This is a genomic window from Nocardia sp. NPDC051570 (assembly GCF_044454005.1).
Lineage (GTDB): Bacteria > Actinomycetota > Actinomycetes > Mycobacteriales > Mycobacteriaceae > Nocardia.
The window spans coordinates 361,158-374,733 of the sequence record NZ_JBITDI010000008.1; the positions used below are offsets into that span (position 1 = coordinate 361,158).

Here is a 13,576-nt window from a genome sequence, read left to right on the forward strand (position 1 = left end):
GATATGGCCGGAACCACCGTCGCCGACGGCGGACTGGTGCTGCGCGCCTTCGACGCCGCCGCCACCGCCGCGGGACTGCCGGAGACCGGCCCGGAGCGCGACGCCGCGCGCACCTACGTCCTCGACACCATGGGCCAGTCCAAGATCACGGTCTTCCGCGCCCTGTTCGGCGACGAGGACCGCGCCCAGCTGGCGAACCGCAGCTTCGAGGCCGCCTACGACGAATTCGCCACCGAGGCCACCGCGATTCCCGGTGCGGCCGAGGCGATGACGGCGCTACGTGAGGCCGGGGTCAAGGTCGCGCTCACCACCGGATTCAGCCGCGGCACTCAGGACAAACTCCTCGATGCCCTGGGCTGGAACGAGATCGCCGATCTGACCCTGTCCCCCGCGGAGGCCGGCCGCGGCCGCCCGTATCCGGATCTGGTGCTCACCGCGTTGCTGCGCCTGAACATCGACGCCGTCGACCGCGTCGCCGTCCTGGGCGACACCGCCAGCGATATCGCCAGCGGCCGCGCGGCGGGCGCGGCCGTCGTCGCCGGAACCCTGACCGGCGCACATACCGAGGATCAGCTGCGCGCCGCCGGGGCCACCCACATCGTGGCGTCGGTCGCCGATTTCCCGAACCTCCTGAATTCCCTGTAGTCCATCCCTTCGATCCATCCTCCGCTGCACACGAAAGTTGCCATGACCGTGCGTATTCAGACCCTCCGCCTCGCACGCACCACCCTCGTTCTGGCCTGCTCCGCCGCCGTCGCCTTCACCGCCGCGGCCTGCGGCGGCACCGGCACCACCTCCGCCGACGGCAAGACCGTGACCGTGTACTCCGCCGACGGCGTCGGCAACTGGTACAAGACCCAGTTCGACAAGTTCAAGGCCCAGACCGGGATCGCGGTGAACTACGTGGAGGCCGGCTCCGGCGAGGTGGTCAACCGCGTCGACAAGGAACAGTCGAATCCGCAGGCCGATATCGTGGTCACGCTGCCGCCGTTCATCCAGAAGGCCGACAAGTCCGGCCTGCTGCAGGACAGCGGCGTAGACACCAGCGCGGTCGCCGACACCGAGAAGGATCCGGGCGGCAAGTACGTCACCCTCGCCGGAAACTATCTGTCGTTCATCGCGAATCCGTCGGTCGACAGCTCCAAGCTCACCTGGGACGACCTGTTGAAGCCGGAGTTCAAGGGCAAGATCCAGTACTCCACCCCGGGCCAGGCCGGTGACGGCACGGCCGTGCTGGTCCTGCTGCAGCAGCTGCTCGGCAAGCAGGGCGCGCTGGATTACCTGGGCAAGCTGCAGGCCAACAACGTCGGCCCGTCCTCTTCGACCGGCAAGCTGCAGCCCAAGGTGGACAACGGCGAGCTGCTGGTCGCCAACGGCGATGTGCAGATGAACCTGGCCACCATCAAGGAGAAGGGCTCCAAGTTCTCCGTATTCTTCCCCGCCACCGCCGACGGCAGGCGCAGCACGGTCGCCGTGCCGTACGTCATGGGCCTGGCCAAGGGTGCGCCGCACAAGGATTCGGCCAAGAAGCTGATGGAGTTCCTGCTGTCGGCCGATGTGCAGAAGACCCTCGGCCCGGACGCCATGGCGGTTCCGGCCCGCAAGGATCTCCAGAATGCCCCGGCTCCGGCGGGCACGGTATCCCCGGCGGCCTGTCTCGAGGGTGTCACCGTGGTGAAGCCGGACTGGAACAAGGTGCTCGACGAGCTGGACGGCGACGTCGCCGCCTATCAGAAGGCCACCGGAAGCTGATCGAAATCCCCAGGAGCGCAATCATGTCCGCACCGACGACCTCCGTCTCGGTCACCGGCACCGCCGACGCCCAGGCCGCGATCGTTTTCGATCGGGTCGGCGTCCGCTACGGCCGCGGCCGCAAGACCACCGTCGCGCTGACCGAATTCACCCTCCGCGTGGCCGCCGGTGAGACGGTTGCGCTGCTGGGGCCCAGCGGTTCCGGCAAGTCGACCGCGCTCAAGGCACTGGCCGGATTCGTCCGGCCCACCTCGGGCGCGGTGCGGCTGTCGGGCCGCGACGTCACCGATCTGTCGCCGGCCAAGCGCGGCATCGGCGTGGTGGTCCAGTCCTATGCGCTGTTCCCGCATATGCGGGTGCGCGATAACGTCGCCTTCGGCTTGAAGGCACGTCATGTGCGGCGCGGCGAGATTCGCGATCGCGTCACCGAGGCGCTGGAGATGGTCGGCATGGCCGACTACGCCGAGCGGCTGCCCCGGGAACTGTCCGGCGGCCAGCAGCAGCGCGTCGCGATCGCCCGCGCCCTGGCCATCCGCCCCAAGGTGCTACTGCTCGACGAGCCGCTGGCCGCCCTGGACGCGCAGCTACGCCAGTCCATGCTCACCGAACTGCAGCAACTGCGAAAGGCCCTGCCCGACACCGCGATGCTGTATGTCACCCATGATCAGGCCGAGGCGCTGGCGCTGGCCGACCGCATCGCGGTCATGCGCGATGCGCGCCTGGTCGATATCGATACCGCCGAGAATCTGTGGCGCCGCCCGCCCAGCTCGTTCACCGCCGCCTTCCTCGGCGGGGCGAATCTGCTGCCCTGCACGGTCAAACATGTCTCCGGGACCGCCGCCCTGGTGAACGTCGGCATCCGCACGCTGCGCGCCGAGGCGCCCACACCCGGTGTCGGCCAACTGGATTGGTCCCCCGACGCCGACGGCATGCTGTGCGTGCGCCCGCATACCGTCCGCATCGGCGCCACCACCGACCGCGACGCCATCCCCGCCACGGTCCTGTCCTCGGTCTGGCGCGGTGCGTCCACCCGGCTGGAGCTGGACGTCAACGGCCTGCCCACCACCTTGACCGCCGACGTCCCCGGCCATACGGACACCGCGATCGGCGCGGTCGTCGGCGTCCGATTGCCGGATCCGGCGGGCGTACTCATCCCTGCCGCCGTGGGAGAACAGGTATGAGCCTCGCCGCGGTCTTGGAATCGGAGATCGCCGAGCCCCCGGAACGCCGGGCCGCACGGCGTCATTGGCGGCCCATTCTCTGGTCGCTGCCGCCGCTGCTGGTGGTCGCGCTGATCGCGGTCTATCCGATCGTGCGGGTGCTGACCGAATCCACGACGACCGCTTCCGGGCGCGGGACGGCCGTATGGTCGCAGGTCCTTGGCTCCGAGGTGTTCCGGAATGCGTTGTGGCGCACGGTCTCCATCGCGGTGTGCTCGACCGCCGGATGTCTGGTGCTGGGCACCTTCGTCGCGGTGGTGCTGGCGTTCGTGCCGTTTCCCGGTTCGGGAGTCGTGGGGCGGCTGATCGATACGGTGCTCACGCTGCCGTCGTTTCTGATCACCCTCGCCTTCACCTTCCTCTACGGCACCGCGGGTGCGGTGAACGCGCTGATCGCCCGGATCGGCGGAAACCACTCCCCCACACTGAACTTCCTCAACACACCGGCCGGCGTGATTGTCGCCGAGATCACCTACTTCACCCCGTTCGTGGTGCGACCGCTGCTGGCCGCCTTCGCACAACTGCCGCGCGAACAACTGGATGTGGCTGCCAGCCTGGGCGCGTCGCCGTGGCGGGTGCTGCGGCAGGTGGTGCTGCCGGAGGCGTGGCCCGCGCTCGCGGCGGGCGGCAGCCTGGTTCTGCTGTTGACGCTCAACGAGTTCGGCATCGTGCTGTTCACCGGCGCCAAGGGCGTCATCACGCTGCCCGCGCTCATCTACACCCGCGGCATCGTCACCTTCGATCTGCCGGGCGCCGCGGTGCTCGCCTCGGTACAGGTACTGCTGTCGCTGACGCTGTATATCTCCTATCGGCTGATCTTCGCCTGGTTCACCAGGATTCGGAAGGAGAGCTGAGCCGTGCTGATATGGACTCGACGCGGCCGCGCGCTGGTACTGGCCGTCTTCGCACTGGTCGTACTGATCGTGTTCGCCGCACCGATCGCGACGATGGTCGCCGCCGCGCTGGCCGGGCGGTGGACCGGGCCGCTGCCCTCGGATCTGGGCTTCGCGAACTTCCGGCATGCGCTCTCCGGCGAGGAGGCGGCGAGCCTGTCGGTGAGCCTGCAGACCGCGCTGCTGGCCGGGGCCGTCGCGCTGATACTGGGCACCTGGGCGGCGCTGGCCGCGCGGGAGGCGCCGGGCTGGTGGCGTCGGATCACCGATGCGGTATTCCATCTGCCGATCGCGGTCCCGTCCGTGGCGATCGGGCTCGGGGTGCTGATCGCGTTCAACGAGCGGCCACTGCTGCTCGGCGGCACGAAATGGATTGTGATCGTGGCACATTCGGTACTGGTGCTGGCCTATGCGTTCAGCGCGGTCTCGGCCGCGCTCGACCGGCTCGACCCGGCCTACCGTCAGGCCGCCGAATCACTGGGCGCGGGTCCGCTGCGGGTACTCGTGCGCATCACCCTGCCGCTGCTGCTGCCCGCGCTGGGTGCGGCCGCCGGACTGGCCGTCGCGCTGTCGATGGGTGAACTCGGCGCCACGATCATGGTCTACCCCGCGACCTGGAAGACCTTGCCGGTCAGCATCTTCGGCGCCACCGACCGTGGTGAGGTCTTCGACGCCGCCGCCAGCACCACGGTGCTGGTCGCGGTCACCCTCATCGCGCTGCTGGTTTTGGGCAGGGTGCGTGGGCGAGCCGCGCTGCGCTGACAACAAACGTGGCTGAAAACGAGCGTGCCGCGCCAGTCGACCGCGCGGCACGCCGGGCGGGGCGCCCCGTTGCGCCCGCCGTCTTGGCGGGCAACGTCACGGCCCGAGGGCGCCATCAATCGGGATGGCACCGCACCCGGGCGACGTCTCCGCTCGAGCAATGATCACTGCTCAGGTAAACGGCGACGGCCACCGGCCACGTCGATTACGAGATCAGTGTAGCCGTCCACGAGTTCGGCCAGGTGATACCAGTGTTTATGGGTGTTGTCGCTGCGCGGACCGTCCCGATCGATCGCCTGATTGGCATCGATCCAGCTCCGGGCCATGCGATCGACGACCGCACCGAGACTCTCGGTATGCAGTGATGCCCCGTTACGGTGCTGAGGCAATTCCTGCTCCACCCAATCGTTGATATCGTCAACGAGTTCACCCCGCCGGCAATCGATCTCGGCGAGCATGATCGGGTCGCGCACTTGCACGCGGCGGGCGTGCAAGTCGGCGAGTGCGCGCGCCGAGCGCAACAGCGCTCGATCCTCGAAACGCCGACCTTGGAACGCACACAGCAACTGCGGAGCAGTCGGCAGCACACCGGCTATCGACATGGTGGTCATCGCAGCTCCCCGCACGTACCCGACTGCATCACTAATCGCACCAACATGATTGGTCTCCGGATTCAGATTTACCGGTCTTCGGATCGGTGGTTCACAACTAGGGTAGCTGGGATCATGCTCTTACAAATGCAAGAACGCAAGATTGCGACCGCATTGCCACAGTCAAGATGTACTTACAGACGTAAGCGCAAGGCCAGAGCGTTGCGGACCCCCTAACCGACTTCGCGCACCGGCGTGTCACGCGCGAACGCCGGGCGGCGAGCACGCTACTACCCTCGCGCACCGGGCATTTCGGACGCGAACGGTCGAATTCAGAGCTGATATCCCTCGATATCGCCGAGGACGTTCGGTTCACCGCCCGCGGCGCTGAATGCGGTGAGGGCATCGATCAGGCCCGTCCGGTCGCGGGCGGGCATGCGCTCGACCACCGCCGAGATCTCCGCTCGGCGGCGCGCGATCACCGCGTCGACGATCGAGCTGCCGTGCGGGGTCAGCGCGATGATCAACTCCCGCCGCGATTCCGGATTCTGTCTCCGGTCGATCAGTCCCGCGCCGACCAGTCGGTCGACCATGCGCGTGGCGGTGGAAGGCTGAACATCGAGCAGCTGCGCCAGGTTCACGATTTTGGATGGCCCCCGGGTCGACAGGATCATCAGCGTCCGAAACTGCGGCAGCGTGATGGATTCGTCGACATGCGCTATCGAGCGAGCCGACAGGGCGACCAACAGACGCGAGGCGGTGAGCAGCGCATCGGTGATCTCGTCCACGGACTCCTCGACCGCCCCGTCCTCGCGAACCATCGTTACCTCCTCGAACGAGCCGACCGAACCTTTGTATCGTGCCGTCTCGCACCACGATCCGCCGCCACCATCCCGGACAGCGCGCATCCTGACGATCCGATATTCGGCATCAGCACCGGATGCGGAGAAAGGTAATCCCGAGATTCGGGCCGGTTATCGCACCAGGCCGATCGGGGCCACCAGCGCCATGGCAATGCCGAGTCCGGCGATCGTCGCCTGCCCCGCGATATCGATGACAGTGGTGACGACCATGGCAAGAACCAGCCCGGATCGGCCATTCGTCTTGCCGGAGACCATATCCGCCGACCGGGGGCGAGGCATCGCATTCACAGTCATGCCGTCGGCCTACCCGCTCAATTCGTTACCACACCCGGACAATCGGAATGTCGAGACCGCTGCCCATCCGGGCTATCCGGACAGAACGGCACAAAAGTCCGCGGCGGCGGGCCGCGGCTCCGATCTCATCTCACCGACCGAAACCAGCCCGACCCGATAGGCCAGCACAATGGCCTGCCCACGATCCTGAACCCCCAATTTCGCCAGCAGATGCGATATGTGGGATTTGATCGTGGCCCGACTGCGACACAACGTTCCCGCGACCTCGGCGGTGCTGAAACCCAGTGCGATCATTCGCAATACCTCACGCTCGCGCGCGGTGAGCATATCGAACCCCCTACTGACGACCGGATCGACGGCGGGAATTCGGGCGCCCAATAGGTCGAGAATATATCCGGCCGCCGAGGGAGCGATATAGGCATTGCCCGCGACGACCTCGCGCACCGCACGCACCAGCTGTCGGCGCGCATCCGACCGCAGCACGATTCCCCGCACGCCCGCACGCACGACGTGATCCAGTTCCTCGCTCGACTCGCACATCGCGATCACCGGCAGTTCGGCGAAGACCGAGCGCAGCGCGGCCTCGCCATCGCAGACAACCACATTCGGCGCATGCCGCCGAATCAGTGCGCCGATGGCGCCGCCGTTGATCGCCTCGGCGACAACGGATATGTCGGGCTCGGCCTCGAGAATCGAGACGACGCCCGCGCGCACCAACTCATTGCCTTCATACAAGAGGACGCGGCATGGTTGCCCACTCGTGCGAACACCAGGCACCATGGGTACCTCCTTCTGCCCCTGCTCAGCCGGCCCCCCAGCCGTCGTTGTCCACACTGTACATCCGGACAAATCGAAAGAACATCGGTTCAGAACAATGGCCGAATTCCGCGCTCGCACAATAGAATCGGCAGCAAAGCGTGCTTTGGTCAAGCCCCAGGAAGTTCTGGCTGGAAGGTGCTATTTACCGGCCAGCAGCGCGTGGCGCAGGTCGTCGACGGCCTTGTGCAGAGTATCCGTGTGGTCGCGCAGCGACAGCTCGCTCAGCGTTGTCCGATGGGCGCGGTACCACGCGGATCGATCGCGGCGGCCCGGCATACACGATCGCGGCGGCGGCGCGATCGAGTCCGCGCTACAACAACCCCGCACCGCGTCCACGTAGTAGTCGACCACGCGCTGCACCGCCGCACGGGCCATCGCGGGATCGGACTGCGTCTCGCGCGCCAGCAGCCGAACGGAGGCGGGCACGAGATAGCGGCCCAACTCGAGCGATTCCAGCAGTCCGACATCGACCAGCCGCTCGGCGATCAGATGTGCGGCCGCGGGCGCGGAGTCCAGCAGCATCACCAGATCCATCTCGGTCACCATGGGCAGATCGAGCGCGCCGAGCAGTTCCAGCGCACGCAATCCCGCCGCGTCGTTACCGCGCATCAGGCGGGCGCGGCAGGCCGCGAGCCGATCGCGCAGGCTGGCCTCGCCGTGCGTGAGCAGATCCAGCCGGGCGTGCGCGTCGGCGAGTCGCTCGGCGAAATCGGCCAGCCTCCAATCGGGTCGGGCACTGAGCTTGCCCGCGGCGATCCGCAGGGCCAGCGGCGTGTGCTCACACAATCGGGCCAGCCGGGCCGCGGCCGCCCGATCCGCATCGACCCGGTCCGCGCCGACCAAACGGCCGAGCAGATCGACCGCACCGCTCTCCGGCAGCCTGCCCAGCAACAGATGACTGCGACTGTCCACCGCACCGACCGCGGCACAGCCGGTGAGCAGGATGGACCATCCGGCCGGCGCGGCCGACAGCAACGGACCCACCTGTCGCATGGTCATCACATCGTCGAGCACCAGAAGTACTCGCCGCCCGGACAATTCCTGCGGCCAGCGCGGCAACGCCTGATCCAGGCCGATGAGTACCGAGGCCGCGGCGACCCCGAACGCCTCACAGACCTGATGCATCGCCTCGATGGAACGCAGCGGCATCGAGGTGGATCCGCGCATATCGATCGCGACCAGTCCGTCGCCGAAATGGTCGGCCACCGCATGCGCGGCGCTCAGCGCCAGCGCGGTCTTGCCCACCCCCGCCACACCGTGCACCGACACCACGGCATCGTTCTCGACCAGCTGCTCGGTCAGCCGCCGCAGCTCACCGTCGCGGGCCACGAAGATCCGCGGCGCGGCGGGCAGCAGCCGCGGATTGGCGATCGGCGCGGCGGGTCTGCCCTGCGCCGCAACGGCTTTCGCCGTCGGTGCCAGCGCGGTTGTCAGCAGTGCCGGATCCTCCAGCAGGATGCGTTGCTGCAGTTCGCGCAGCGGTCTGCTCGGCTCGACCCCGAGCTCGTCGACGAGCAGGCCGCGCAGATCGCGATACACCCCGAGCGCCTCCGCCTGCTGCCCACAGCGATACAGCGCGGTCATCAACAGCCCGTGCAGGCGCTCCCGCAGCGGCTGCTGGGAGACGATCAGTTTCAGTTCCGGCAGCACCTCCTCGTGCCGCCCGAGCTCGAGTTCGACGCCGCAGCGCGCCTCGACCACGGCCAGCCGGGACTCCTCGAGCCGGGCCTGCTCGGCCATGATCGACGGCGTGGCCGCGACATCGGCCAGCGCGTCGCCGCGCCAGACCTCGAGCGCGCGGCTGAACGAATCCTGCGCCCCCGCAAGATCGTTCGCGGCGCGGCGGGCCCGGCCCTGAGCGACCAGCGTCTGATAGACGTGCAGATCGACCGCACCGGGCTGCGCCGCGATCTGATAGCCCCCGGCGGTGGTCATCAGCCGCAGGCCTTCCTCATCGCCGATCGCGGAACGCAGCCGCCACATACAGCCGGCGAGCAGGCCGCTCACCTTCGCCTGCGGCCGATCCGGCCACAGCTCCGAATACAGTTGCTGCGCAGGCACACTGCGATTGGCGTAGAGCAACAGTGTCGCCAGCAGGGTACGTTGTTTGGTCGCGCTGATGGAGACCCAACCGTCCGGCCCCTGTGCTTCCACGGGACCGAGAATCCTGAATATGATCGGCGACGGTTCCGACCCCGACGATGTCGTCACCGAACCTCCCTCTCACAGAGTTGAAGTCACAATCGCATATTCACGCGACCGAGGTAACTGCCAACCGAATATGCGTCTGCTCCACTTCTGGCGGAGCAGACGCATCGATATCTCATCCGGAAGTGGAGCTCCGCACCGGAACGGCCCGCTCGGCGAACCGTTCGATCGCCGCGGCGACCGTCACGACGGCCGGTGCGCGCAGAATCGAATAGTGGTCGGCGTCAACGTGTTCGATCTCCGGCGCGGTGGTGAACCGGCCGTCCCAGCCCGCGATGTGGTCGTCGGTCAGGGCCGCGGCGAGCATCGTGGCGGGCGCGGCGAGCACGCGATCGGAGACGAACGCCGACAGCGCGCGATAGTGCCGATCATAGGTATGCCAGCGCTCGGCCAGGGCCGCGGCCGGCACCTCGTGCCCGGCGGCGCGCAAACGCGCCGAAAGCACCACCAGCGTGTCGTCCGGTGCGGCATCCCCGTCGGCGACCACCGGCGAACCATCGAGCCGCACACCGAGAGCCAGGCAGATCGTCGCCGCGAAATCGGCGAGGCGCTGCTGCATCGGCTCGTCCGCGAGATCGAATCCGACCGGTGGGATCGTATCGATCAGCACCACACCCGGGGCCGACTCGCCGTATCCGGCGGCGACCTCATAGGCCACCTGCCCGCCCATGGACCAGCCCCCGAGCAGATCCGGCCGCAGCCCCTCGGCATCCAGATCGGTCCGGAAGCGTGCCGCCATGGCCGGAATGCCCTCGAGCGGTTCGCGTTCCTGCGATACGGTGATCCGCCAGTCCGCGGGCAGCACATCGATCAGCGCACGGTAATCCTGTACGGACCCACCGGAACCCGCGAACAGATGCAGATGGCGCCCCGCACCGGACCGCAGCGAGACCACCGTGCTCTGCCGAGCCACGACGGTCGCCGTCCCCGGACCGCCGAGCTGGGTCAGGATCGCCCGCGGCGTCGGATCGGCCAGCCAGGTCGCGAGATCGAGCTCCGAACCGGTCGCCTCGACGAGCGCGGCGACGAATTCCACCGCATTGAGCGAATGGCCCCCGCTCTCGAAGAAGTTGTCGTCCGTGGACACCGGCGGATAGCCCAGCACATCCGCCCACGCGTCGCGCACGGTCTGCTCGGCCTCGTCCACCGCGGCCTCGCCGGATTCGGGCGCTCGATCCGCCCGGACGCCGACATGGTGATCCGCCTGTGCCGGTACCGATCTCGTGCGCACCCGCACATCGCGGACCCGCCGCTCGGGATCGATGGCGAGGGCGAGCACCTCGTCGAGGTCCTGGAGCAGTCGCACTACGGTGTCGCGGTCGTAGCGGGCGGAGCTGTATTCGACCTCGGCGGTGATGCCGCCGCCCTCGGTATCCCAGTAGGCGATCGCGATATCCGTGCGGGCCGCGACATTCGGGCTCGGCAGCAGGGTCAGCGCGATCTCGCCGAGCCGCAACCCGCCGCCGATCGGACCCAGATAGTTCAGCATCACCGGAACGATGTCGCCCAGTCCGGCCCGGGCCGAATCGGTGAGCTCGGAGAATACGGCCGGATACGGGACGCCCTGATGGGCCAGCATCTGCCAGAGTGCTTGGCGCGCACGGCCGGTCACCTCGGCCAGGGTGTCCTGTTCGGAGACGGTCGCCCGCAGCACACACAGATTGACCGTGTAACCGACCAGCCGCTGCTCCCGCACACTCATCCGGTTCGCGGCCACCGCGCCGACGACCACGTCGGAACCCTCGCCGGACCGGGCGAGCACCACCTGCAGCGCGGCCAGCACCACGGCGAACGAGGTCGTCGAGACCGATTTCGCCAGGGTGGCAACGCCGTTCACCGCCTCCTCGCTGAAGGTGTGCCGCAGGATCGCGCCCGTACCGCCGGCGCCCGCATAGCGCGGACGATCACCGGCGACCGTCGTCGCCACCACGCCGTCGAGGGTCTTACGCCAGTGGTCGATGCCCTTCTGCCACTTGCCCGCTCGCCGCGCCTGGGCCTGCGCGTGCGCGAACTCCCGCCAGGACGGCGCCTCGGCCTCGAATGTGGGCGCCTTGCCGTCCAGCGCCGCGGCGTAGGCCTCGGCCAGATCGCTGAACAGCAACTGCATCGCCCATCCGTCGAGCGCGATGTGATGCATGGTCAGGATGAGCTCGTGGCGCTCGCCCACCCGGACCACGGCCAGCCTGCCCAGCGGTGCGCGACCGAGGTCGAACGGCTGCCGATGCAGTTCCTCCGCGATGGCCAGCAACAACGCGTCGGTCTCGGCCGATCCGGGATCGTCGACCTCGACCAGCCGCACCGGCGCCGGCACCGCGGTGGCGACCGCGGCCCCGAGTCCGCCGTCGCGCAGCCCGAGCGACAGTCGCAGCGCCTCGTGCCGATCGATCACGGTGCGCCAGGCCACCCGCAGCGCCGAGATATCCGGCGCCCCAGCGCAAGCCAGCCGCCAGGTGATGTTGTAGACCGATTCGTCACGGACGCGTTGGCACAGCCACCACATCGCCTCCTGCAGGACAGTCGGCTCGACGACGATCGCCTCGTCGGTCATGACGTCGCCGCTTCCGCCGTGCCGAGCTCCCCGGCGAGCTGCGCCGACAATCCCCGGCGATCGACCTTATTGAGTCCGGTCAGCGGAATCGAATCGCGACGATGGAACTTGCGCGGATGCATATAGCCGGGCAGCCGCACCAGGAGCTGGTTGAATTCGGCGCCGGTCACCTCACCGCCGGTGTACACCGCATGCAGATCGATCTCCCCCTCCCCGTCGGGCACGGTGACCACGACGGCATCCTCGATGGCCGGATGCCGACGCAGTGCGGACTCGATTTCCCCGAGCTCGAGCCGATTTCCGCGCACCTTGACCATGCCGTCCATCCGGCCCAGATGCACCATTTCCCCGTGCTCGATCCGGCACCGGTCGCCCGTGCGGTAGTAATGCGCGTCGATCACCGGACCGTCGCCGTCGTAGATGCTGCCTCGACCGGACTCCACGAGAACGAACCGGCCGAAGTTCTCCGCAGGGTCAAGATACCCCGGAAAGCGTTGCGGCCCACGGACACACAGCTCGCCGTCGTCCGACACGCGGAGATCGTCGTCCAGCAGCACCCATTCCAGATGCGGATACGGGTAGCCGATGGGCACCGAACGGTTGGAGGTCTCCTTCCATTCCGCCCGATTCGGCGGCACCACATATCCGGTCATGATGATGGTGGTCTCGGTGGGCCCGTAGCAGTTGTTCAACGCGGCCTTCGGCGCGGCCGCCGCCCAGGCCTCCGCCTGCTCGATATTCATGGCGTCGCCGCCGAACATGCCACGCTTGAGCGTCGGCATACAGCCCGGCTGCAGTGCGCGCAGCCGCCGCGCGAACGAAATGGCCGAGGGCACCGACATCCAGTGCGTGAGGCGCTTCTCGTTGATGAACTTGACCGGGGTGAAGATATCGGCGTGCTGGCAGACGCACAGCGTGCCGCCCGCACCCCACGCGCCCCAGCTCTCGATCACCACGCCGTCGAAGAACATCTCGAAGGTCTGCGACACACGGGAATCCGGGCCGAGCTCGAATCGCGGCAGGATATCGGCGAGGAACGCGTCGACGCTGAGATGCATTGTCGGCACGCCCTTGGGCTTGCCGGTGGTGCCGCTGGTGAAGGTGATGTAGGCCAGATCCTTCGGGCCGGGCCTGCCCTGTTCGGGAATCTCGGCCGCCGGATCCGGATCGAGCAGGCCGCGCCAGTTGTCGCCGGTCATATCCAGCACCCGCACACCGGACTTCTCCCGATACTCCGCGAGCCCCTCCCCCGAGGTGTTGTCGATGAGGGTCAGATCCACGCCCGCCTCGAGGGTGATGTCGGCGTTGCGCACCGCGGGCGCCGCCGGGTTGAGCGGCACGCCGATCGCGCCGAGCCGCTGCACGGCCAGATAGGCGACGTAACTGACGATATCGCGCGAGGTGAGCAGTGCGACCGTGCGAGGCCGGCCGCCGGTGGCCTCGACGATCCGCGCCGACATCCATTCGGCCGCCGCGCGCAGCTGCCGGTAGGTCATCGTGACGTCCTTGACCTCGATGGCGATCGTGTCCGGATACGCATCGGCACTGTCGGAGAACCATTCGTACAGGGTTCGCATGGGTTTATCCCTCCGTTGTTTCTGATTGCTCACCACATGCGGCGGCATTC

The 13,576-nt window shown here is 67.9% G+C and carries 12 protein-coding genes; 5 read left to right on the forward strand and 7 right to left on the reverse strand.

Annotated features, from left to right (window positions below):
* Nucleotides 1–3: 3 nt before the first annotated feature.
* Genes ACIA76_RS22710 through ACIA76_RS22730 form a run of 5 tightly spaced genes read left to right on the forward strand, consistent with a single transcriptional unit; the run spans nucleotide 4 to nucleotide 4,627 of the window.
* Nucleotides 4–645 (forward strand): phosphonatase-like hydrolase, encoded by a 642-nt coding sequence (locus ACIA76_RS22710; protein ID WP_397153878.1) that lies wholly within the window; start codon nucleotides 4–6, stop codon nucleotides 643–645.
* A gap of 42 nt (nucleotides 646–687) precedes the next feature.
* Nucleotides 688–1,752 carry a 2-aminoethylphosphonate ABC transporter substrate-binding protein gene (locus ACIA76_RS22715; RefSeq protein WP_397153833.1) on the forward strand — a complete coding sequence of 355 codons (1,065 nt, stop codon included), beginning with the start codon at nucleotides 688–690 and terminating at the stop codon, nucleotides 1,750–1,752.
* A 23-nt stretch (nucleotides 1,753–1,775) separates the two neighbouring features.
* Nucleotides 1,776–2,933, forward strand: coding sequence for an ABC transporter ATP-binding protein (locus tag ACIA76_RS22720; RefSeq protein ID WP_397153834.1), 1,158 nt, complete (start codon nucleotides 1,776–1,778; stop codon nucleotides 2,931–2,933).
* A complete protein-coding gene (locus tag ACIA76_RS22725) occupies nucleotides 2,930–3,826 on the forward strand; it encodes a 2-aminoethylphosphonate ABC transporter permease subunit (RefSeq protein ID WP_397153835.1) in 897 nt (298 codons plus the stop codon). The genes ACIA76_RS22720 and ACIA76_RS22725 overlap by 4 nt, the downstream gene beginning before the upstream one ends.
* A 3-nt stretch (nucleotides 3,827–3,829) precedes the next feature.
* On the forward strand, nucleotides 3,830–4,627 hold the full coding sequence (locus ACIA76_RS22730; protein WP_397153836.1) for an ABC transporter permease: 798 nt from the start codon (nucleotides 3,830–3,832) through the stop codon (nucleotides 4,625–4,627).
* A 164-nt stretch (nucleotides 4,628–4,791) separates the two neighbouring features.
* Here the strand turns inward: ACIA76_RS22730 and ACIA76_RS22735 are convergent, their stop codons facing one another.
* From ACIA76_RS22735 to ACIA76_RS22765, 7 genes are all read right to left on the reverse strand, one after another.
* Entirely contained in the window at nucleotides 4,792–5,151 is a 360-nt protein-coding gene (locus ACIA76_RS22735; protein WP_397153879.1) for a DUF4254 domain-containing protein, read from the reverse strand.
* Between the two features lie 398 nt (nucleotides 5,152–5,549).
* The gene (locus tag ACIA76_RS22740) at nucleotides 5,550–6,038 is read right to left on the reverse strand and encodes a MarR family winged helix-turn-helix transcriptional regulator (RefSeq protein ID WP_397153837.1); all 489 of its coding nucleotides are present in this window, start codon (nucleotides 6,036–6,038) and stop codon (nucleotides 5,550–5,552) included.
* Nucleotides 6,039–6,191: 153 nt separating this feature from the next.
* The gene (locus tag ACIA76_RS22745) at nucleotides 6,192–6,374 is read right to left on the reverse strand and encodes a hypothetical protein (RefSeq protein ID WP_397153838.1); all 183 of its coding nucleotides are present in this window, start codon (nucleotides 6,372–6,374) and stop codon (nucleotides 6,192–6,194) included.
* Between the two features lie 72 nt (nucleotides 6,375–6,446).
* Nucleotides 6,447–7,154 carry a response regulator transcription factor gene (locus ACIA76_RS22750; RefSeq protein WP_397153839.1) on the reverse strand — a complete coding sequence of 236 codons (708 nt, stop codon included), beginning with the start codon at nucleotides 7,152–7,154 and terminating at the stop codon, nucleotides 6,447–6,449.
* A 177-nt stretch (nucleotides 7,155–7,331) separates the two neighbouring features.
* On the reverse strand, nucleotides 7,332–9,347 hold the full coding sequence (locus ACIA76_RS22755; RefSeq protein WP_397153840.1) for a BTAD domain-containing putative transcriptional regulator: 2,016 nt from the start codon (nucleotides 9,345–9,347) through the stop codon (nucleotides 7,332–7,334).
* Nucleotides 9,348–9,516: 169 nt separating this feature from the next.
* Nucleotides 9,517–11,949, reverse strand: a complete 2,433-nt coding sequence (locus ACIA76_RS22760) for a condensation domain-containing protein (protein WP_397153841.1) — start codon at nucleotides 11,947–11,949, stop codon at nucleotides 9,517–9,519.
* Nucleotides 11,946–13,526: an AMP-binding protein gene (locus ACIA76_RS22765; protein ID WP_397153842.1), complete on the reverse strand. Its 1,581-nt coding sequence runs from the start codon at nucleotides 13,524–13,526 to the stop codon at nucleotides 11,946–11,948. Before ACIA76_RS22765 ends, ACIA76_RS22760 begins: the two co-directional genes overlap by 4 nt.
* Nucleotides 13,527–13,576 lie beyond the last annotated feature (50 nt).